We start from the raw sequence: 21106 nt of genomic DNA on the forward strand, positions 1-21106 counted from the left end.
GATTTTGAAACCGAGAACACTTTTGACAATTATTGTAGCGGCGCTGTTAGTATGCAGCGTGGCAGTCGCGTATAAGTTAACAAAATCCCAAGCCGCGGGATCATCTGAAGAATCCATCGCGACAATCGGTGATAAACATATCACGAGGCAAGACTGGATGAAAAAGATGGAAGATGAGTACGGAAAATCAACTCTGGAAGACATGATTAATACACAAGTAGTGGAAGAACTTGCGAAAAAGAATAAACTCACAGTGTCAAACAGCGAACTGGAGAGAGAATTTCTTTTAATCAAAGCTGTGAATAATTCATTTTATGAAGACAGTCATATTACGGAAAAAGAATGGAAAGACCAGATCCGCTACAACATTCTTCTTGAAGAACTGCTGACGAAGGATATCGATATTTCGGATAAGGAAATGCAATCATTTTATAATAAAAATAAAGAACTGTATCAATTCGATGATTCCTACAGAATCCGGCATATCGTCGTTAAAAGCAAAGAAGAAGCGGACAGGGTTCTGGCTGATTTGAAAGGCGGTTCCAGCTTTGAAGCCGTCGCCGCAGAGCGTTCCACAGACAGATACACGTCTCAGTATGGCGGAGACCTCGGCTTTGTGACAGAAAACCAGGAGAATATCCCGCCGGCATATATCACAGAAGCCAAAAACCTTAAAGAAAATGAATGGTCGGCTGAACCGATTAAAGTTTCTTCAGGATATGCGGTCATTCAGCTGAAAGAAAAGCTTAAAGCGAGAACTTTCTCATACAATGAAGTGAAGAGCCAAATCAGACGCCAGATCGCGATGGATCAATTAGGTGATAAGGCGACGGTCAAAACGCTGTGGAAAGAGGCGGGGGTCTCTTGGTTCTACGGGGAAAAAAGAACTAAATGATTGACAAAAAATTTTGAAATTGATAACTTGTATTTATAATACCAATAAATTTAGTCGGAAATTGAGGTGTCCAATATGGTTCGTATTGCAAATTCTATTACTGAACTAATCGGTAATACTCCTATTGTGAAATTGAATCGCCTGACGGATGAAAACAGCGCAGATGTATATCTGAAGCTTGAATACATGAATCCGGGCAGCAGCGTAAAAGACCGTATCGGAGTGGCGATGATTGAAGCGGCTGAAAAAGAAGGGAAATTAAAAGCCGGCGACACAATCATTGAACCGACAAGCGGAAATACAGGAATCGGTCTTGCGATGGTGGCTGCGGCAAAAGGCCTCAGAGCGATCCTCGTTATGCCTGATACGATGAGTATGGAGCGACGCAATCTGCTGCGCGCATACGGGGCGGAGCTTGTACTGACTCCCGGCGCAGAAGGAATGAAGGGCGCCATTAAAAAGGCGGAAGAACTTGCGGAGGAACACGGCTATTTTGTGCCTCAGCAATTCAACAATGCGGCAAACCCGGAAATTCACCGTCAAACAACGGGGAAAGAAATCGTAGAACAGTTTGGAGAAGACCAGCTTGACGCGTTCGTGGCCGGTATCGGTACGGGCGGAACCATCACGGGAGCGGGTGAAGTGCTGAAAGAAGCATATCCATCCATCAAAATTTATGCGGTAGAGCCGGCGGACTCTCCAGTTCTTTCTGGCGGAAAACCGGGTCCGCATAAAATTCAGGGTATCGGTGCGGGTTTTGTCCCTGAAACATTGAACACGGACATTTATGATCAGATCATTCCCGTTAAAAACGAGGACGCATTTGAATATGCCCGTAAAACGGCAAAAGAAGAAGGGATTCTCGGCGGTATTTCTTCCGGAGCAGCCATTTACGCGGCGCTGGAAATCGCGAAAAAACTGGGAAAAGGCAAGAAAGTGCTTGCGATCATCCCTAGTAACGGAGAGCGTTACTTAAGCACACCGCTATATCAGTTTGAATAGAGACATACACACGGCTCCCGGCTGTATCCGGGAGTTTTTTTGTGCCTGAAGCATCGAAAATCCAAAAAACGTTTCGAATTCTATCGTTGGAAGAGAAATTCACTTTTTTCACCAGTGTGATTGCTATAAAATAAAACTAGAGAAAAACGAAGCAGAGGATTGATAAGATGGCACAACGCAGACCGGCAGGAAGAAGAATACCTTTTACGAAACAAGCATTTTTACAGCAGTATGAAAACCTTTCGAAATCGAGAAAACGGCATGTTCTGCTCGAAAGCGCGAGAGGGGGAAGATTCAGTATAGCCGGTCTAGATCCGATTGCGTCCGTCAAGGGGAAAGACGGAATTACGACAATCAAGCATGAAGGGGAAACGCTGTTTAAAGAAGGTGACCCGCTGCGGGCCTTTCATGAGTGGTTTGAGGCGCTTGGGACGGAAACAAACGATGAGTTCCCGGACTTCCAAGGCGGCGCAATTGGCTTTATCAGTTACGACTACGCCCGATATATTGAGAATTTTAAGATGCTGTCTTTAGATGATTTGGAAACACCTGATATTTACTTTCTCGTTTTTGACGATGTGGCCGTTTATGACCATGAGGAAGAGGCGTTATGGCTCATTACTCATACCGAATCGGAAGAAGCGGAGCTTGCGGAAGAGAAGCTGTCCGGCTTAGAGGATATGTGGTGTTCCCTCCAAACGGAGGACGAGCCTTATTCACCGCTGAACCGGGACGGAGACGGATCGTATGCCGCTCCGTTCACTGAAGAAGGATTTTCACAGGCTGTAGAACAAATTAAACAATATATTGCGAGCGGTGATGTGTTTCAGGTTAATTTGTCCATCAGGCAATCCCAGTCCTTATCCGTTCATCCGTATGAAGTGTATAAACATTTGAGAAACGTTAATCCGTCTCCTTACATGGCCTATCTGGAGACGCCGGGTTTTCAAGTGATATGCGGGTCGCCGGAGCTATTGGTAACAAAAAAGGGGAAGAAGCTTGAAACGAGACCGATCGCGGGTACGCGTTCAAGAGGAAAAGACGATGCTGAAGACAAGGCGCTTGCTGATGAATTAATTCACAATGAAAAAGAACGTGCGGAACACGTCATGCTTGTTGATCTTGAGCGCAATGATCTCGGGCGCGTATCGCGCTACGGCTCCGTGCGGGTGAACGAGTTTATGGCGATCGAAAAGTACTCCCACGTCATGCATATCGTGTCAAATGTACAGGGAGAACTGCAGGACGGATATGACGCGACAGATATTATTCATGCGGTTTTTCCGGGCGGCACCATCACGGGAGCGCCCAAAGTGAGAACGATGGAAATTATAGAAGAGCTTGAGCCGACAAGACGAGGGCTTTATACTGGATCTATAGGCTGGTTTGGATTTAACGGAGATTTGCAGTTTAACATTGTAATCCGGACGATCTATGCAGCCGGAGGACATGCTTTTATGCAGTCCGGCGCAGGAGTGGTCATTGACTCGGTTCCGAAGCATGAATACAAGGAATCGTTCAAAAAAGCTTTTGCGATGAAAAAGGCATTAGAGCTGAGCGAAGAAGAGACAAAAAATTAGATGAGGTGAGCAGAGATGATATTAATGATTGACAATTATGATTCATTTACGTACAACTTGGTTCAATATTTGGGTGAGCTGGGGGAGGAACTGATCGTCAGACGGAATGACGGGATTACGATTGAAGAGATAGAAGAGCTGGCGCCGGATTTCTTGATGATTTCACCTGGGCCGTGCAGTCCGGATGAAGCGGGGATCAGCCTCGAAGCGATCAAACATTTTGCCGGCAGCATTCCTATTTTCGGCGTATGTCTCGGACATCAGTCGATCGCACAAGTATTCGGCGGCGATGTCGTCAGAGCGGAGCGGCTCATGCACGGCAAAACGTCAGAGATTATGCATGACGGGCAGACAATTTTTAATGGCCTGCAAAATCCGCTGGTCGCCACTCGGTACCACTCGCTTATTGTCAAAGCGGATACATTGCCGGACTGCTTTACGGTATCCGCTCAAACCAAGGAAGGAGAAATTATGGCAATCCGTCATAATGAGCTGCCCATTGAAGGTGTTCAGTTCCATCCGGAATCCATCATGACCTCCTTCGGCAAAGAGATGCTCAGAAACTTTATAGAGACACACCGCAAGAAGGAAGTGACGGTGTGATTATATATTTGAATGGTCAATATATAGAGGAGAAAGAAGCGGCGCTTTCTCCTTTTGACCATGGTTATCTGTACGGGATCGGCGCGTTCGAGACGTTCAGGCTTTACAGCGGCCGGCCGTTTCTGCCGGATGCGCATGTCGCCAGGCTCAACAGGGCGCTCCGGGATCTGCAGATTGCATATGAGGTGAACAAACAGGAGCTGCTTGATATGCTTGACAGCCTCTTGCTCCTCAATGACATAGAGGACGGCAGCGCGCGTGTCCGGCTTAACGTCTCCGCCGGCGTCAGCGATAAGGGATTTACTGCCCAGACTTATGAAAAGCCGACTGTCCTTTGTTTCGTCAACCGGCTCAATCCGGAAGCCCTGCCTGTTCAAAAAGAAGGCAAGCTTCTCTCTGTCCGGAGAAATACGCCTGAAGGATCTTTTCGGTTAAAATCCCATCACTATTTAAACAACATGTACGCTAAACAGGAAATCGGCAATGATCCGAATCTTGAAGGGATTTTCCTGACCAAAGAAGGAGATGTCGCGGAAGGCATTGTCTCCAATGTGTTTTGGCGAAAAGGAGACAAGGTCTTCACGCCATCCTTGGATACAGGCATTCTCGACGGTGTAACGAGGCAGTTTGTCATTGATGAATTGAAACGGCAGGGGACAGAAGTCATTGAAGGCCGATTCCGTTTTCAATCAATGCTTGAAGCGGATGAAGCGTGGATGACAAACTCCGTCCTTGAAATCATCCCGTTTTCTAAAATAGAGGAAGTGCCGCTTCCCGGAGCGGATGGTAAAACGGTGCAATTGCTCCGGACGCAGTATCAGCGGGAAATAAACAAAATGAATGTATAGGAGGAGGAACAAAATGGCGCAGCAAACAATTGAACAGCCTAAACTGATTCATACAAAAAAAGGCGCTCTGTCCTATAAAGAGAAGACACTCATTATGGGGATATTAAATGTAACGCCAGACTCCTTCTCTGACGGCGGTAAATACGACAGTACGGAAAGAGCGCTTCTCCATGCGGCGAAGATGGCTGAAGAAGGGGCGCACATCATAGATATCGGCGGAGAATCGACAAGGCCCGGCGCATCACTCGTGTCGGCTGATGAGGAAATGTCACGTGTAATCCCCGCCATAGAGCGGATCACAAGCGAACTGGACGTTCCGATTTCAATTGATACGTACAAAGCGTCCGTAGCAGACGAAGCGGTCAAAGCGGGGGCCTCCATCATTAATGACATCTGGGGGGCGAAAGGTGATCCTGACATGGCGTCAGTAGCCGCCGCACACAGTGTTCCGATTATCTTAATGCATAATCGCAAGGAGAGAAACTATAACGATCTGATTCCTGATATGCTCGCAGATTTGATGGAAAGTGTAAAAATTGCCGCAGAAGCCGGCGTTTCAGATGAAAACATGATTCTGGATCCGGGGATCGGCTTCGCGAAAAGCTATGAGGACAATCTGGCTGTCATGAACAAGCTGGAAGTGTTCAGCGGGTTAGGGTATCCGCTGCTCCTCGCGACATCGAGAAAAAGATTCATCGGCCGTGTGCTTGACCTTCCTCCTGAAGAACGTGCCGAGGGGACGGGAGCGACGGTATGCCTTGGCGTCCAGAAAGGCTGCGACATTGTGAGGGTGCACGATGTCAAGCAGATCGCGAGAATGACTAAGATGATGGATGCTATGTTGAATAAAGGAGGCGCACATCATGGATAAAGTATATGTAGAAGGTATGGAGTTTTACGGATATCACGGCGTGTTCGAAGAAGAAAATAAACTCGGTCAGCGTTTCAAAGTAGACCTGACTGCCGAGCTGGATTTGAGCAAAGCGGGACAAACGGATGACCTTTCTTATACCATTAATTATGCGGAGCTTTACAGTGTCTGCCGCGGCATCGTTGAGGGCGAGCCCGTCAATTTGGTCGAGACGCTTGCGGAACGGATCGCAGACACGGTTCTTAAGAAATTTGAGCCTGTGCAGCAATGTACGGTAAAGGTTATTAAGCCTGATCCGCCGATTCCCGGCCATTATAAATCAGTAGCCATAGAAATGACGAGAAAGAAATCATGAACAACACGGCATATATCGGCCTCGGCTCCAATATGGGCGATCGTGAACACTATTTGCGCCAGGCAGTGGCCATGCTCAGCCGGCAGGATGGCGTGACGGTGTCAAAAGTGTCCTCCATATATGAAACGGATCCCGTCGGCTATGAGGATCAGGATCAGTTTCTCAATATGGCGGTTGAAGTGAAAACGGCATTATCACCTTTTGACCTTCTTGATGTGACGCAGAGCATTGAAGCTGAATTAGGAAGAACGAGGGAGATCCGCTGGGGGCCGCGAACGGCAGACCTTGACATTTTGCTGTATAATCGTGAAAATATTGAAACAGAGCGGCTGATTGTTCCGCATCCGAGAATGTATGAGCGCTTATTTGTCCTTGCGCCGTTAAAAGAAATTTGTCCTCAGGCGGATCATATCACCATAAGCGCTGAAACAAACCAAGAAGGTGTAAGAGTATGGAAGCAGAAATCTGGGGTAGACGAATTCGTGCATTCAGAAAGCTGAAGGGGTATACTCAAGAAGGGTTTGCAAAAGCGATAGGTATATCAGTTTCCATTCTCGGCGAGATTGAACGCGGAAACCGTTTGCCGTCAGCTGTGATCATTCGTGATGCTGCTGATGCTTTAAATATAAGCGCGGAGGAATTGGCTCCGCCTCAAAATGCACGAAAGGAGGTCGATTAATGTTTAAAATCGGTGATATTGAATTGAAAAACAGAGTAGTTCTTGCTCCGATGGCCGGAGTCTGCAATGCCGCATTCCGTCTTACTGTTAAAGAATTCGGAGCGGGACTCGTATGTGCGGAAATGGTCAGTGACAAAGCCATTCTGTACAACAACGCGAAAACAATGGGAATGCTCTTCATCGAGGAGAGAGAAAAACCTCTCAGCCTTCAGATTTTCGGAGGAGAGAAAGAAACCCTTGTAGAAGCGGCTAAGTTTGTCGATCAAAATACGACAGCTGATATTATTGATATTAACATGGGATGTCCTGTGCCGAAGATTACAAAATGCGATGCGGGGGCAAAATGGCTTCTCGATCCGAACAAAATTTATGAAATGGTATCCGCAGTAGTAGATGCTGTTGATAAACCCGTCACAGTGAAAATGCGAATGGGTTGGGATGAAGATCACATTTATGCCGTGAAAAACGCCCAGGCTGTTGAACGCGCCGGCGGAAAAGCCGTTGCGCTGCACGGCCGCACAAGAGTGCAAATGTATGAAGGCACTGCGAACTGGGATATCATTAAAGAAGTAAAACAATCCCTCTCTATTCCTGTCATCGGAAACGGCGATGTCAAAACGCCTCAGGACGCGAAACGCATGCTCGAGGAAACCGGTGTTGACGGTGTCATGATCGGCCGTGCCGCACTCGGCAACCCGTGGATGATCTACCGTACGGTTCAGTACCTTGAAACCGGTGAGTTAAAAGACGAACCGAAAGTCCGTGAAAAAATGTCAGTATGTAAGCTGCACTTAGACCGCCTGATTAAGTTAAAAGGCGAAAAAGTGGCAGTCAGAGAAATGAGAAAACACGCTGCCTGGTATCTGAAAGGCGTCAGAGGCAATGCGGAGGTCCGCAACGGAATCAACCATTGTGAGGCGCGTGAAGAGTTTGTGCAGCTTTTAGATGCATTTACGGCTGAAGTAGAGGCAAAAGAGCTTCAAGATGCAAAAGTAGGTTAATATACACCCTCTATTGCTGCTCACTGCCAGCTTACCGCTGGCAGTTTTTCTGCTTTTTCATGAAATCAAAATGTAACGGAGTGATACCAATGAGTCAAGAAGAGCAAAATCATGAGGAATTGAACGACCAGCTGCAAGTCAGACGCGATAAAATGAACCAGCTGAGAGAAAACGGCATTGATCCTTTCGGCGAACGTTTCGAGAGAACACATCAATCTCAGCAGATCATTGACGCCTATCAGGAGCTTTCTAAAGAAGAACTTGAAGAAAAAGCGATCGAAGTTACCATTGCAGGCCGTATGATGACAAAGCGCGGAAAAGGAAAAGCCGGCTTTGCGCACCTGCAGGACTTAGAGGGCCAAATTCAAATCTACGTAAGAAAAGACAGTGTCGGCGAAGAACAATATGAAATCTTTAAATCTTCAGACCTCGGAGACGTTATCGGCATCACCGGGAAAGTTTTCAAAACAAACGTAGGCGAGCTGTCTGTCAAAGCGACATCTTTTGAACTGCTGACAAAAGCACTGCGTCCTCTTCCTGATAAATATCATGGATTAAAAGATGTAGAACAGCGTTACCGTCAGCGCTACCTTGATCTCATCGTAAATCCTGACAGCAAACAAACGTTTATCACACGCAGCAAAATCATCCAAGCGATGAGAAGATACTTAGATGACCATGGATACTTAGAAGTTGAAACACCTACGATGCACAGCATACCGGGAGGAGCGTCTGCACGCCCGTTCATCACGCATCATAATGCGCTCGATATGCCTCTTTATATGCGTATTGCGATTGAGCTGCATCTGAAACGCCTTATCGTCGGCGGATTAGAAAAAGTCTACGAAATCGGCCGCGTGTTCCGTAATGAAGGTGTTTCTACACGCCACAATCCTGAATTCACGATGATTGAGCTGTATGAAGCGTACGCCGATTATAAGGATATTATGAGCCTGACGGAAAACCTCGTTGCACATATTGCGCAGGAAGTGCTGGGAAGCACCACAATCCAGTACGGCGAAGAGCAGATTGATCTGAAACCTGAATGGAAACGACTCCATATGGTAGATGCCGTCAAAGAAGCGACAGGCGTAGATTTCTGGAATGAGATGACTGTTGAAGAAGCGCGAAGCCATGCAAAAGAACATGGCATCGAGATCACAAACTCAATGACAGTGGGCCATATCATCAATGAATTCTTCGAACAAAAAATTGAAGAAACACTCATTCAGCCGACATTTATTTACGGACATCCTGTAGAGATTTCTCCTCTCGCTAAGAAAAATCCTGAGGACCCTCGTTTTACAGACCGTTTCGAGCTGTTTATCGTCGGCCGTGAGCACGCTAACGCGTTTACGGAGCTGAATGACCCTATCGATCAGAGAGAACGCTTTGAAGCGCAATTGAAAGAAAGAGAAGAAGGAAACGATGAAGCGCATATGATGGATGAAGACTTCGTTGAAGCTCTTGAATACGGCATGCCGCCGACCGGAGGATTGGGTATCGGCATCGACCGCCTCGTCATGCTGTTAACAAATGCTCCGTCTATCAGAGACGTTTTATTATTCCCTCAAATGAGACATCGCTAATAAAAGTGAAAGCGCCGTTTCTGCATATCGCAGTACGGCGCTTTTTTAGAAACAAGTCGTTTGTAAAACTTTTTTGATTTTCTTTTTAAAAAACTATTGCACTATTATTTGTGAGGTGGTATATTATTATTCGTTGCCGCTAAACAAGGCGCTGACGAAAAAAGAAATTTTAAAAAGTTGTTGACTTCAAGAGATTGATAAGATATAATAATAAAGTCGCTTGAACGAAAGACAAAATGATCTTTGAAAACTAAACAAGACAAAACGTACCTGTTAATTCAAAGTTTTAAATAAATCGCACAGCGATGTGCGTAGTCAGTCAAACTACTTTATCGGAGAGTTTGATCCTGGCTCAGGACGAACGCTGGCGGCGTGCCTAATACATGCAAGTCGAGCGGACAGATGGGAGCTTGCTCCCTGATGTTAGCGGCGGACGGGTGAGTAACACGTGGGTAACCTGCCTGTAAGACTGGGATAACTCCGGGAAACCGGGGCTAATACCGGATGCTTGTTTGAACCGCATGGTTCAAACATAAAAGGTGGCTTCGGCTACCACTTACAGATGGACCCGCGGCGCATTAGCTAGTTGGTGAGGTAACGGCTCACCAAGGCGACGATGCGTAGCCGACCTGAGAGGGTGATCGGCCACACTGGGACTGAGACACGGCCCAGACTCCTACGGGAGGCAGCAGTAGGGAATCTTCCGCAATGGACGAAAGTCTGACGGAGCAACGCCGCGTGAGTGATGAAGGTTTTCGGATCGTAAAGCTCTGTTGTTAGGGAAGAACAAGTGCCGTTCAAATAGGGCGGCACCTTGACGGTACCTAACCAGAAAGCCACGGCTAACTACGTGCCAGCAGCCGCGGTAATACGTAGGTGGCAAGCGTTGTCCGGAATTATTGGGCGTAAAGGGCTCGCAGGCGGTTTCTTAAGTCTGATGTGAAAGCCCCCGGCTCAACCGGGGAGGGTCATTGGAAACTGGGGAACTTGAGTGCAGAAGAGGAGAGTGGAATTCCACGTGTAGCGGTGAAATGCGTAGAGATGTGGAGGAACACCAGTGGCGAAGGCGACTCTCTGGTCTGTAACTGACGCTGAGGAGCGAAAGCGTGGGGAGCGAACAGGATTAGATACCCTGGTAGTCCACGCCGTAAACGATGAGTGCTAAGTGTTAGGGGGTTTCCGCCCCTTAGTGCTGCAGCTAACGCATTAAGCACTCCGCCTGGGGAGTACGGTCGCAAGACTGAAACTCAAAGGAATTGACGGGGGCCCGCACAAGCGGTGGAGCATGTGGTTTAATTCGAAGCAACGCGAAGAACCTTACCAGGTCTTGACATCCTCTGACAATCCTAGAGATAGGACGTCCCCTTCGGGGGCAGAGTGACAGGTGGTGCATGGTTGTCGTCAGCTCGTGTCGTGAGATGTTGGGTTAAGTCCCGCAACGAGCGCAACCCTTGATCTTAGTTGCCAGCATTCAGTTGGGCACTCTAAGGTGACTGCCGGTGACAAACCGGAGGAAGGTGGGGATGACGTCAAATCATCATGCCCCTTATGACCTGGGCTACACACGTGCTACAATGGGCAGAACAAAGGGCAGCGAAACCGCGAGGTTAAGCCAATCCCACAAATCTGTTCTCAGTTCGGATCGCAGTCTGCAACTCGACTGCGTGAAGCTGGAATCGCTAGTAATCGCGGATCAGCATGCCGCGGTGAATACGTTCCCGGGCCTTGTACACACCGCCCGTCACACCACGAGAGTTTGTAACACCCGAAGTCGGTGAGGTAACCTTTTTGGAGCCAGCCGCCGAAGGTGGGACAGATGATTGGGGTGAAGTCGTAACAAGGTAGCCGTATCGGAAGGTGCGGCTGGATCACCTCCTTTCTAAGGATTTTAACGGAATATAAGACCTTGGGTCTTATAAACAGAACGTTCCCTGTCTTGTTTAGTTTTGAAGGATCATTCGATTCTTCGAGATGTTGTTCTTTGAAAACTAGATAACAGAAGTAATTCACATTCAATTGTAATGCAAGATATCACGTAGTGATTCTTTTTAACGGTTAAGTTAGAAAGGGCGCACGGTGGATGCCTTGGCACTAGGAGCCGATGAAGGACGGGACGAACACCGATATGCTTCGGGGAGCTGTAAGCAAGCTTTGATCCGGAGATTTCCGAATGGGGAAACCCACCACTCGTAATGGAGTGGTATCCATATCTGAATACATAGGATATGAGAAGGCAGACCCGGGGAACTGAAACATCTAAGTACCCGGAGGAAGAGAAAGCAAATGCGATTCCCTGAGTAGCGGCGAGCGAAACGGGACCAGCCCAAACCAAGAGGCTTGCCTCTTGGGGTTGTAGGACACTCTGTACGGAGTTACAAAGGAACGAGGTAGATGAAGAGGTCTGGAAAGGCCCGCCATAGGAGGTAACAGCCCTGTAGTCAAAACTTCGTTCTCTCCTGAGTGGATCCTGAGTACGGCGGAACACGTGAAATTCCGTCGGAATCCGGGAGGACCATCTCCCAAGGCTAAATACTCCCTAGTGACCGATAGTGAACCAGTACCGTGAGGGAAAGGTGAAAAGCACCCCGGAAGGGGAGTGAAAGAGATCCTGAAACCGTGTGCCTACAAGTAGTCAGAGCCCGTTAACGGGTGATGGCGTGCCTTTTGTAGAATGAACCGGCGAGTTACGATCCCGTGCAAGGTTAAGCAGAAGATGCGGAGCCGCAGCGAAAGCGAGTCTGAATAGGGCGAATTGAGTACGTGGTCGTAGACCCGAAACCAGGTGATCTACCCATGTCCAGGGTGAAGTTCAGGTAACACTGAATGGAGGCCCGAACCCACGCACGTTGAAAAGTGCGGGGATGAGGTGTGGGTAGGGGTGAAATGCCAATCGAACCTGGAGATAGCTGGTTCTCTCCGAAATAGCTTTAGGGCTAGCCTCAAGGTAAGAGTCTCGGAGGTAGAGCACTGATTGGACTAGGGGCCCCTACCGGGTTACCGAATTCAGTCAAACTCCGAATGCCGATGACTTATCCTTGGGAGTCAGACTGCGAGTGATAAGATCCGTAGTCGAAAGGGAAACAGCCCAGACCGCCAGCTAAGGTCCCAAAGTATACGTTAAGTGGAAAAGGATGTGGAGTTGCTTAGACAACCAGGATGTTGGCTTAGAAGCAGCCACCATTTAAAGAGTGCGTAATAGCTCACTGGTCGAGTGACTCTGCGCCGAAAATGTACCGGGGCTAAACGTATCACCGAAGCTGCGGACTGTTCTTCGAACAGTGGTAGGAGAGCGTTCTAAGGGCTGTGAAGCAAGACCGGAAGGACTTGTGGAGCGCTTAGAAGTGAGAATGCCGGTATGAGTAGCGAAAGAGGGGTGAGAATCCCCTCCACCGAATGCCTAAGGTTTCCTGAGGAAGGCTCGTCCGCTCAGGGTTAGTCGGGACCTAAGCCGAGGCCGAAAGGCGTAGGCGATGGATAACAGGTTGATATTCCTGTACCACCTCCTCACCATTTGAGCAATGGGGGGACGCAGGAGGATAGGGTAAGCGCGGTATTGGATATCCGCGTCCAAGCAGTTAGGCTGGGAAATAGGCAAATCCGTTTCCCGTGAAGGCTGAGCTGTGATGGCGAGCGAATTATAGTAGCGAAGTTCCTGATTCCACACTGCCAAGAAAAGCCTCTAGCGAGGTGAGAGGTGCCCGTACCGCAAACCGACACAGGTAGGCGAGGAGAGAATCCTAAGGTGATCGAGAGAACTCTCGTTAAGGAACTCGGCAAAATGACCCCGTAACTTCGGGAGAAGGGGTGCTCTGTTAGGGTGCAAGCCCGAGAGAGCCGCAGTGAATAGGCCCAGGCGACTGTTTAGCAAAAACACAGGTCTCTGCGAAGCCGTAAGGCGAAGTATAGGGGCTGACGCCTGCCCGGTGCTGGAAGGTTAAGAGGAGCGCTTAGCGTAAGCGAAGGTGCGAATTGAAGCCCCAGTAAACGGCGGCCGTAACTATAACGGTCCTAAGGTAGCGAAATTCCTTGTCGGGTAAGTTCCGACCCGCACGAAAGGCGCAACGATCTGGGCACTGTCTCAACGAGAGACTCGGTGAAATTATAGTACCTGTGAAGATGCAGGTTACCCGCGACAGGACGGAAAGACCCCGTGGAGCTTTACTGCAGCCTGATATTGAATGTTGGTACAGCTTGTACAGGATAGGTAGGAGCCTTGGAAACCGGAGCGCCAGCTTCGGTGGAGGCATCGGTGGGATACTACCCTGGCTGTATTGACCTTCTAACCCGCCGCCCTTATCGGGCGGGGAGACAGTGTCAGGTGGGCAGTTTGACTGGGGCGGTCGCCTCCTAAAAGGTAACGGAGGCGCCCAAAGGTTCCCTCAGAATGGTTGGAAATCATTCGCAGAGTGTAAAGGCACAAGGGAGCTTGACTGCGAGACCTACAAGTCGAGCAGGGACGAAAGTCGGGCTTAGTGATCCGGTGGTTCCGCATGGAAGGGCCATCGCTCAACGGATAAAAGCTACCCCGGGGATAACAGGCTTATCTCCCCCAAGAGTCCACATCGACGGGGAGGTTTGGCACCTCGATGTCGGCTCATCGCATCCTGGGGCTGTAGTCGGTCCCAAGGGTTGGGCTGTTCGCCCATTAAAGCGGTACGCGAGCTGGGTTCAGAACGTCGTGAGACAGTTCGGTCCCTATCCGTCGCGGGCGCAGGAAATTTGAGAGGAGCTGTCCTTAGTACGAGAGGACCGGGATGGACGCACCGCTGGTGTACCAGTTGTTCTGCCAAGGGCATCGCTGGGTAGCTATGTGCGGACGGGATAAGTGCTGAAAGCATCTAAGCATGAAGCCCCCCTCAAGATGAGATTTCCCATTCCGCAAGGAAGTAAGATCCCTGAAAGATGATCAGGTTGATAGGTCTGAGGTGGAAGTGTGGCGACACATGGAGCTGACAGATACTAATCGATCGAGGACTTAACCAATTTTGAATGTATGCTTCCTGTTATCTAGTTTTGAGAGAACACTCTCAATGGTTTGGTGGCGATAGCGAAGAGGTCACACCCGTTCCCATGCCGAACACGGAAGTTAAGCTCTTCAGCGCCGATGGTAGTCGGGGGTTTCCCCCTGTGAGAGTAGGACGCCGCCAAGCTATTACACGTAAGTGTAATATACGGAGGATTAGCTCAGCTGGGAGAGCATCTGCCTTACAAGCAGAGGGTCGGCGGTTCGAGCCCGTCATCCTCCACCATATTTGCCGGCCTAGCTCAATTGGTAGAGCAACTGACTTGTAATCAGTAGGTTGGGGGTTCAAGTCCTCTGGCCGGCACCATTTTTGGACAAGATAATAATATAAGTCTTTTTAAAAAGAGCCATTAGCTCAGTTGGTAGAGCATCTGACTTTTAATCAGAGGGTCGAAGGTTCGAGTCCTTCATGGCTCACCATGTTTACGCGGGTGTGGCGGAATTGGCAGACGCGCTAGACTTAGGATCTAGTGTCTTATGACGTGGGGGTTCAAGTCCCTTCACCCGCATTATACAGGATAGTTGTCCTGTATGCGGAAGTAGTTCAGTGGTAGAACACCACCTTGCCAAGGTGGGGGTCGCGGGTTCGAATCCCGTCTTCCGCTCCAACTATACCATCCACGCCGGGGTGGTGGAATTGGCAGACACACAGGACTTAAAATCCTGCGGTAGGTGACTACCGTGCCGGTTCAAGTCCGGCCCTCGGCATTCATTATTATGCGCCCGTAGCTCAATTGGATAGAGCGTTTGACTACGGATCAAAAGGTTAGGGGTTCGACTCCTCTCGGGCGCGCCATAATAAAATATATAATCGGGAAGTAGCTCAGCTTGGTAGAGCACATGGTTTGGGACCATGGGGTCGCAGGTTCGAATCCTGTCTTCCCGACCACTTTGGGGCCTTAGCTCAGCTGGGAGAGCGCCTGCTTTGCACGCAGGAGGTCAGCGGTTCGATCCCGCTAGGCTCCACCATTTATAAAAAAATATGTTGACTTTAAAAGAAACTTATTATATACTTAAAAAGTTGCTTGGAAAAGTGAACAAAATGATCTTTGAAAACTAAACAAGACAAAACGTACCTGTTAATTCAAAGTTTTAAATAAATCGCACAGCGATGTGCGTAGTCAGTCAAACTACTTTATCGGAGAGTTTGATCCTGGCTCAGGACGAACGCTGGCGGCGTGCCTAATACATGCAAGTCGAGCGGACAGATGGGAGCTTGCTCCCTGATGTTAGCGGCGGACGGGTGAGTAACACGTGGGTAACCTGCCTGTAAGACTGGGATAACTCCGGGAAACCGGGGCTAATACCGGATGCTTGTTTGAACCGCATGGTTCAAACATAAAAGGTGGCTTCGGCTACCACTTACAGATGGACCCGCGGCGCATTAGCTAGTTGGTGAGGTAACGGCTCACCAAGGCGACGATGCGTAGCCGACCTGAGAGGGTGATCGGCCACACTGGGACTGAGACACGGCCCAGACTCCTACGGGAGGCAGCAGTAGGGAATCTTCCGCAATGGACGAAAGTCTGACGGAGCAACGCCGCGTGAGTGATGAAGGTTTTCGGATCGTAAAGCTCTGTTGTTAGGGAAGAACAAGTGCCGTTCAAATAGGGCGGCACCTTGACGGTACCTAACCAGAAAGCCACGGCTAACTACGTGCCAGCAGCCGCGGTAATACGTAGGTGGCAAGCGTTGTCCGGAATTATTGGGCGTAAAGGGCTCGCAGGCGGTTTCTTAAGTCTGATGTGAAAGCCCCCGGCTCAACCGGGGAGGGTCATTGGAAACTGGGGAACTTGAGTGCAGAAGAGGAGAGTGGAATTCCACGTGTAGCGGTGAAATGCGTAGAGATGTGGAGGAACACCAGTGGCGAAGGCGACTCTCTGGTCTGTAACTGACGCTGAGGAGCGAAAGCGTGGGGAGCGAACAGGATTAGATACCCTGGTAGTCCACGCCGTAAACGATGAGTGCTAAGTGTTAGGGGGTTTCCGCCCCTTAGTGCTGCAGCTAACGCATTAAGCACTCCGCCTGGGGAGTACGGTCGCAAGACTGAAACTCAAAGGAATTGACGGGGGCCCGCACAAGCGGTGGAGCATGTGGTTTAATTCGAAGCAACGCGAAGAACCTTACCAGGTCTTGACATCCTCTGACAATCCTAGAGATAGGACGTCCCCTTCGGGGGCAGAGTGACAGGTGGTGCATGGTTGTCGTCAGCTCGTGTCGTGAGATGTTGGGTTAAGTCCCGCAACGAGCGCAACCCTTGATCTTAGTTGCCAGCATTCAGTTGGGCACTCTAAGGTGACTGCCGGTGACAAACCGGAGGAAGGTGGGGATGACGTCAAATCATCATGCCCCTTATGACCTGGGCTACACACGTGCTACAATGGGCAGAACAAAGGGCAGCGAAACCGCGAGGTTAAGCCAATCCCACAAATCTGTTCTCAGTTCGGATCGCAGTCTGCAACTCGACTGCGTGAAGCTGGAATCGCTAGTAATCGCGGATCAGCATGCCGCGGTGAATACGTTCCCGGGCCTTGTACACACCGCCCGTCACACCACGAGAGTTTGTAACACCCGAAGTCGGTGAGGTAACCTTTTTGGAGCCAGCCGCCGAAGGTGGGACAGATGATTGGGGTGAAGTCGTAACAAGGTAGCCGTATCGGAAGGTGCGGCTGGATCACCTCCTTTCTAAGGATTTTAACGGAATATAAGACCTTGGGTCTTATAAACAGAACGTTCCCTGTCTTGTTTAGTTTTGAAGGATCATTCGATTCTTCGAGATGTTGTTCTTTGAAAACTAGATAACAGAAGTAATTCACATTCAATTGTAATGCAAGATATCACGTAGTGATTCTTTTTAACGGTTAAGTTAGAAAGGGCGCACGGTGGATGCCTTGGCACTAGGAGCCGATGAAGGACGGGACGAACACCGATATGCTTCGGGGAGCTGTAAGCAAGCTTTGATCCGGAGATTTCCGAATGGGGAAACCCACCACTCGTAATGGAGTGGTATCCATATCTGAATACATAGGATATGAGAAGGCAGACCCGGGGAACTGAAACATCTAAGTACCCGGAGGAAGAGAAAGCAAATGCGATTCCCTGAGTAGCGGCGAGCGAAACGGGACCAGCCCAAACCAAGAGGCTTGCCTCTTGGGGTTGTAGGACACTCTGTACGGAGTTACAAAGGAACGAGGTAGATGAAGAGGTCTGGAAAGGCCCGCCATAGGAGGTAACAGCCCTGTAGTCAAAACTTCGTTCTCTCCTGAGTGGATCCTGAGTACGGCGGAACACGTGAAATTCCGTCGGAATCCGGGAGGACCATCTCCCAAGGCTAAATACTCCCTAGTGACCGATAGTGAACCAGTACCGTGAGGGAAAGGTGAAAAGCACCCCGGAAGGGGAGTGAAAGAGATCCTGAAACCGTGTGCCTACAAGTAGTCAGAGCCCGTTAACGGGTGATGGCGTGCCTTTTGTAGAATGAACCGGCGAGTTACGATCCCGTGCAAGGTTAAGCAGAAGATGCGGAGCCGCAGCGAAAGCGAGTCTGAATAGGGCGAATTGAGTACGTGGTCGTAGACCCGAAACCAGGTGATCTACCCATGTCCAGGGTGAAGTTCAGGTAACACTGAATGGAGGCCCGAACCCACGCACGTTGAAAAGTGCGGGGATGAGGTGTGGGTAGGGGTGAAATGCCAATCGAACCTGGAGATAGCTGGTTCTCTCCGAAATAGCTTTAGGGCTAGCCTCAAGGTAAGAGTCTCGGAGGTAGAGCACTGATTGGACTAGGGGCCCCTACCGGGTTACCGAATTCAGTCAAACTCCGAATGCCGATGACTTATCCTTGGGAGTCAGACTGCGAGTGATAAGATCCGTAGTCGAAAGGGAAACAGCCCAGACCGCCAGCTAAGGTCCCAAAGTATACGTTAAGTGGAAAAGGATGTGGAGTTGCTTAGACAACCAGGATGTTGGCTTAGAAGCAGCCACCATTTAAAGAGTGCGTAATAGCTCACTGGTCGAGTGACTCTGCGCCGAAAATGTACCGGGGCTAAACGTATCACCGAAGCTGCGGACTGTTCTTCGAACAGTGGTAGGAGAGCGTTCTAAGGGCTGTGAAGCAAGACCGGAAGGACTTGTGGAGCGCTTAGAAGTGAGAATGCCGGTATGAGTAGCGAAAGAGGGGTGAGAATCCCCTCCACCGAATGCCTAAGGTTTCCTGAGGAAGGCTCGTCCGCTCAGGGTTAGTCGGGACCTAAGCCGAGGCCGAAAGGCGTAGGCGATGGATAACAGGTTGATATTCCTGTACCACCTCCTCACCATTTGAGCAATGGGGGGACGCAGGAGGATAGGGTAAGCGCGGTATTGGATATCCGCGTCCAAGCAGTTAGGCTGGGAAATAGGCAAATCCGTTTCCCGTGAAGGCTGAGCTGTGATGGCGAGCGAATTATAGTAGCGAAGTTCCTGATTCCACACTGCCAAGAAAAGCCTCTAGCGAGGTGAGAGGTGCCCGTACCGCAAACCGACACAGGTAGGCGAGGAGAGAATCCTAAGGTGATCGAGAGAACTCTCGTTAAGGAACTCGGCAAAATGACCCCGTAACTTCGGGAGAAGGGGTGCTCTGTTAGGGTGCAAGCCCGAGAGAGCCGCAGTGAATAGGCCCAGGCGACTGTTTAGCAAAAACACAGGTCTCTGCGAAGCCGTAAGGCGAAGTATAGGGGCTGACGCCTGCCCGGTGCTGGAAGGTTAAGAGGAGCGCTTAGCGTAAGCGAAGGTGCGAATTGAAGCCCCAGTAAACGGCGGCCGTAACTATAACGGTCCTAAGGTAGCGAAATTCCTTGTCGGGTAAGTTCCGACCCGCACGAAAGGCGCAACGATCTGGGCACTGTCTCAACGAGAGACTCGGTGAAATTATAGTACCTGTGAAGATGCAGGTTACCCGCGACAGGACGGAAAGACCCCGTGGAGCTTTACTGCAGCCTGATATTGAATGTTGGTACAGCTTGTACAGGATAGGTAGGAGCCTTGGAAACCGGAGCGCCAGCTTCGGTGGAGGCATCGGTGGGATACTACCCTGGCTGTATTGACCTTCTAACCCGCCGCCCTTATCGGGCGGGGAGACAGTGTCAGGTGGGCAGTTTGACTGGGGCGGTCGCCTCCTAAAAGGTAACGGAGGCGCCCAAAGGTTCCCTCAGAATGGTTGGAAATCATTCGCAGAGTGTAAAGGCACAAGGGAGCTTGACTGCGAGACCTACAAGTCGAGCAGGGACGAAAGTCGGGCTTAGTGATCCGGTGGTTCCGCATGGAAGGGCCATCGCTCAACGGATAAAAGCTACCCCGGGGATAACAGGCTTATCTCCCCCAAGAGTCCACATCGACGGGGAGGTTTGGCACCTCGATGTCGGCTCATCGCATCCTGGGGCTGTAGTCGGTCCCAAGGGTTGGGCTGTTCGCCCATTAAAGCGGTACGCGAGCTGGGTTCAGAACGTCGTGAGACAGTTCGGTCCCTATCCGTCGCGGGCGCAGGAAATTTGAGAGGAGCTGTCCTTAGTACGAGAGGACCGGGATGGACGCACCGCTGGTGTACCAGTTGTTCTGCCAAGGGCATCGCTGGGTAGCTATGTGCGGACGGGATAAGTGCTGAAAGCATCTAAGCATGAAGCCCCCCTCAAGATGAGATTTCCCATTCCGCAAGGAAGTAAGATCCCTGAAAGATGATCAGGTTGATAGGTCTGAGGTGGAAGTGTGGCGACACATGGAGCTGACAGATACTAATCGATCGAGGACTTAACCAATTTTGAATGTATGCTCACTGTTATCTAGTTTTGAGAGAACACTCTCAATGGTTTGGTGGCGATAGCGAAGAGGTCACACCCGTTCCCATGCCGAACACGGAAGTTAAGCTCTTCAGCGCCGATGGTAGTCGGGGGTTTCCCCCTGTGAGAGTAGGACGCCGCCAAGCTATCTTAACGGTAAAGGCAGCTCATCATGAGCTGCCTTTTTTGTGTTTTTCTGCATACGTTATATAATACGAGAAAAGTAACGATATGCCTTTTTGCAAAAGCAGGTTTTATGCTTGTGTAAAGTGGAAATAATAGAGATAGAGCGCTACAGTTGAAAAATTTTGCGAAACACCTTATAGTAAGATTAAAGTCAAATATAGTCAAAGTCAATAAAGGAGGGGGTTGAGTGGGACATAATATTTCTGACATCATTGAACAGTACTTAAAACAAGTATTAGATCAAAATGGCAAAGAAATTTTAGAGATCAAGCGCAGTGAAATTGCTGATAAATTTCAGTGTGTTCCTTCTCAAATAAATTATGTCATCAACACCAGATTCACAAGCGAAAGAGGATATATTGTTGAAAGTAAACGGGGAGGCGGCGGTTATATTCGTATTATCAAAATTAAAATGAATAACGAAGTCGTCCTTATCAATAATATTATTTCGCAAATTCATACCCACTTGTCTCAGGCAGCCTCTGATGATATTATTCTCAGACTGTTAGAGGACGGGGTTATTTCGGAAAGAGAAGCTAAAATGATGGTGAGTGTAATGGATCGCTCAGTTCTATATATTGATTTGCCCGAACGGGATGAGCTAAGAGCCAGAATGATGAAAGCAATGCTCACATCTTTAAAACTAAAGTAAGCGGGTGAAAAG

The 21106-nt window shown here is 49.4% G+C and carries 12 protein-coding genes, 9 tRNA genes and 6 rRNA genes; all 27 read left to right on the forward strand.

Going from position 1 to position 21106, the window contains the following annotated elements; genetic code table 11:
* The first annotated feature begins 4 nt into the window (after positions 1 to 4).
* The 27 genes from MHH91_RS00435 (at position 5) to ctsR (ending at position 21094) form a co-directional block, all read left to right on the forward strand.
* The gene (locus tag MHH91_RS00435; protein ID WP_014469608.1) at positions 5 to 895 is read left to right on the forward strand and encodes a peptidyl-prolyl cis-trans isomerase; all 891 of its coding nucleotides are present in this window, start codon (positions 5 to 7) and stop codon (positions 893 to 895) included.
* Between the two features lie 75 nt (positions 896 to 970).
* Positions 971 to 1897, forward strand: coding sequence for a cysteine synthase A (cysK, locus tag MHH91_RS00440; RefSeq protein ID WP_013350780.1), 927 nt, complete (start codon positions 971 to 973; stop codon positions 1895 to 1897).
* A gap of 167 nt (positions 1898 to 2064) precedes the next feature.
* The gene (gene pabB, locus MHH91_RS00445) at positions 2065 to 3477 is read left to right on the forward strand and encodes an aminodeoxychorismate synthase, component I (RefSeq protein ID WP_014469609.1); all 1413 of its coding nucleotides are present in this window, start codon (positions 2065 to 2067) and stop codon (positions 3475 to 3477) included.
* A 15-nt stretch (positions 3478 to 3492) separates the two neighbouring features.
* Positions 3493 to 4080, forward strand: coding sequence for an aminodeoxychorismate/anthranilate synthase component II (pabA, locus tag MHH91_RS00450; protein WP_013350782.1), 588 nt, complete (start codon positions 3493 to 3495; stop codon positions 4078 to 4080).
* Positions 4077 to 4928, forward strand: coding sequence for an aminodeoxychorismate lyase (pabC, locus tag MHH91_RS00455; RefSeq protein WP_013350783.1), 852 nt, complete (start codon positions 4077 to 4079; stop codon positions 4926 to 4928). The genes pabA and pabC overlap by 4 nt, the downstream gene beginning before the upstream one ends.
* Before the next feature lie 13 nt (positions 4929 to 4941).
* The gene (gene folP, locus MHH91_RS00460) at positions 4942 to 5799 is read left to right on the forward strand and encodes a dihydropteroate synthase (RefSeq protein WP_013350784.1); all 858 of its coding nucleotides are present in this window, start codon (positions 4942 to 4944) and stop codon (positions 5797 to 5799) included.
* On the forward strand, positions 5792 to 6154 hold the full coding sequence (folB, locus tag MHH91_RS00465) for a dihydroneopterin aldolase (RefSeq protein WP_013350785.1): 363 nt from the start codon (positions 5792 to 5794) through the stop codon (positions 6152 to 6154). Before folP ends, folB begins: the two co-directional genes overlap by 8 nt.
* Positions 6151 to 6654, forward strand: a complete 504-nt coding sequence (gene folK, locus MHH91_RS00470) for a 2-amino-4-hydroxy-6-hydroxymethyldihydropteridine diphosphokinase (RefSeq protein WP_013350786.1) — start codon at positions 6151 to 6153, stop codon at positions 6652 to 6654. Before folB ends, folK begins: the two co-directional genes overlap by 4 nt.
* On the forward strand, positions 6606 to 6833 hold the full coding sequence (locus MHH91_RS00475; protein ID WP_014469610.1) for a helix-turn-helix domain-containing protein: 228 nt from the start codon (positions 6606 to 6608) through the stop codon (positions 6831 to 6833). The genes folK and MHH91_RS00475 overlap by 49 nt, the downstream gene beginning before the upstream one ends.
* Positions 6833 to 7834 carry a tRNA dihydrouridine synthase DusB gene (gene dusB / locus MHH91_RS00480; protein ID WP_013350787.1) on the forward strand — a complete coding sequence of 334 codons (1002 nt, stop codon included), beginning with the start codon at positions 6833 to 6835 and terminating at the stop codon, positions 7832 to 7834. The genes MHH91_RS00475 and dusB overlap by 1 nt, the downstream gene beginning before the upstream one ends.
* A gap of 89 nt (positions 7835 to 7923) precedes the next feature.
* The gene (lysS, locus tag MHH91_RS00485; protein ID WP_013350788.1) at positions 7924 to 9423 is read left to right on the forward strand and encodes a lysine--tRNA ligase; all 1500 of its coding nucleotides are present in this window, start codon (positions 7924 to 7926) and stop codon (positions 9421 to 9423) included.
* Positions 9424 to 9752: 329 nt separating this feature from the next.
* Positions 9753 to 11302 (forward strand): 16S ribosomal RNA (locus MHH91_RS00490).
* A gap of 174 nt (positions 11303 to 11476) precedes the next feature.
* Positions 11477 to 14406, forward strand: a 23S ribosomal RNA gene (locus MHH91_RS00495).
* Between the two features lie 51 nt (positions 14407 to 14457).
* Positions 14458 to 14573 (forward strand): 5S ribosomal RNA (gene rrf, locus MHH91_RS00500).
* A 23-nt stretch (positions 14574 to 14596) separates the two neighbouring features.
* Positions 14597 to 14672: transfer RNA gene (locus MHH91_RS00505), tRNA-Val, on the forward strand.
* A 5-nt stretch (positions 14673 to 14677) separates the two neighbouring features.
* Positions 14678 to 14753 (forward strand) — tRNA-Thr (locus MHH91_RS00510).
* A 37-nt stretch (positions 14754 to 14790) separates the two neighbouring features.
* Positions 14791 to 14866: transfer RNA gene (locus MHH91_RS00515), tRNA-Lys, on the forward strand.
* Positions 14867 to 14873: 7 nt separating this feature from the next.
* A tRNA-Leu gene (locus tag MHH91_RS00520) sits at positions 14874 to 14955 on the forward strand.
* A gap of 24 nt (positions 14956 to 14979) precedes the next feature.
* Positions 14980 to 15054: transfer RNA gene (locus tag MHH91_RS00525), tRNA-Gly, on the forward strand.
* A 14-nt stretch (positions 15055 to 15068) separates the two neighbouring features.
* Positions 15069 to 15154: transfer RNA gene (locus MHH91_RS00530), tRNA-Leu, on the forward strand.
* Positions 15155 to 15165: 11 nt separating this feature from the next.
* A tRNA-Arg gene (locus tag MHH91_RS00535) sits at positions 15166 to 15242 on the forward strand.
* A 16-nt stretch (positions 15243 to 15258) separates the two neighbouring features.
* Positions 15259 to 15335 (forward strand) — tRNA-Pro (locus MHH91_RS00540).
* 4 nt (positions 15336 to 15339) lie between these two features.
* Positions 15340 to 15415 (forward strand) — tRNA-Ala (locus tag MHH91_RS00545).
* A gap of 166 nt (positions 15416 to 15581) precedes the next feature.
* A 16S ribosomal RNA gene (locus MHH91_RS00550) occupies positions 15582 to 17131 on the forward strand.
* Positions 17132 to 17305: 174 nt separating this feature from the next.
* Positions 17306 to 20235: ribosomal RNA gene (locus MHH91_RS00555) — 23S ribosomal RNA — on the forward strand.
* 51 nt (positions 20236 to 20286) lie between these two features.
* Positions 20287 to 20402 (forward strand): 5S ribosomal RNA (gene rrf, locus MHH91_RS00560).
* Together the 16S, 23S and 5S rRNA genes with 9 tRNA genes alongside form the textbook arrangement of a ribosomal RNA operon.
* Before the next feature lie 227 nt (positions 20403 to 20629).
* Positions 20630 to 21094: a transcriptional regulator CtsR gene (gene ctsR, locus MHH91_RS00565; protein ID WP_003156396.1), complete on the forward strand. Its 465-nt coding sequence runs from the start codon at positions 20630 to 20632 to the stop codon at positions 21092 to 21094.
* Positions 21095 to 21106 lie beyond the last annotated feature (12 nt).

The sequence above is a fragment of the Bacillus sp. FSL K6-2819 genome, assembly GCF_038008305.1.
GTDB classification, from domain to species: domain Bacteria; phylum Bacillota; class Bacilli; order Bacillales; family Bacillaceae; genus Bacillus; species Bacillus amyloliquefaciens.

Bases quoted from the DNA above. Each gene is read 5' to 3' on its own strand.
- cysK (WP_013350780.1), top strand. From the start codon at position 971: ATGGTTCGTATTGCAAATTCTATTACTGAACTAATCGGTAATACTCCT.
- pabB (WP_014469609.1), top strand. From the start codon at position 2,065: ATGGCACAACGCAGACCGGCAGGAAGAAGAATACCTTTTACGAAACAA.
- pabA (WP_013350782.1), top strand. From the start codon at position 3,493: ATGATATTAATGATTGACAATTATGATTCATTTACGTACAACTTGGTT.
- folP (WP_013350784.1), top strand. From the start codon at position 4,942: ATGGCGCAGCAAACAATTGAACAGCCTAAACTGATTCATACAAAAAAA.
- folB (WP_013350785.1), top strand. From the start codon at position 5,792: ATGGATAAAGTATATGTAGAAGGTATGGAGTTTTACGGATATCACGGC.
- folK (WP_013350786.1), top strand. From the start codon at position 6,151: ATGAACAACACGGCATATATCGGCCTCGGCTCCAATATGGGCGATCGT.
- MHH91_RS00475 (WP_014469610.1), top strand. From the start codon at position 6,606: ATGGAAGCAGAAATCTGGGGTAGACGAATTCGTGCATTCAGAAAGCTG.
- dusB (WP_013350787.1), top strand. From the start codon at position 6,833: ATGTTTAAAATCGGTGATATTGAATTGAAAAACAGAGTAGTTCTTGCT.
- lysS (WP_013350788.1), top strand. From the start codon at position 7,924: ATGAGTCAAGAAGAGCAAAATCATGAGGAATTGAACGACCAGCTGCAA.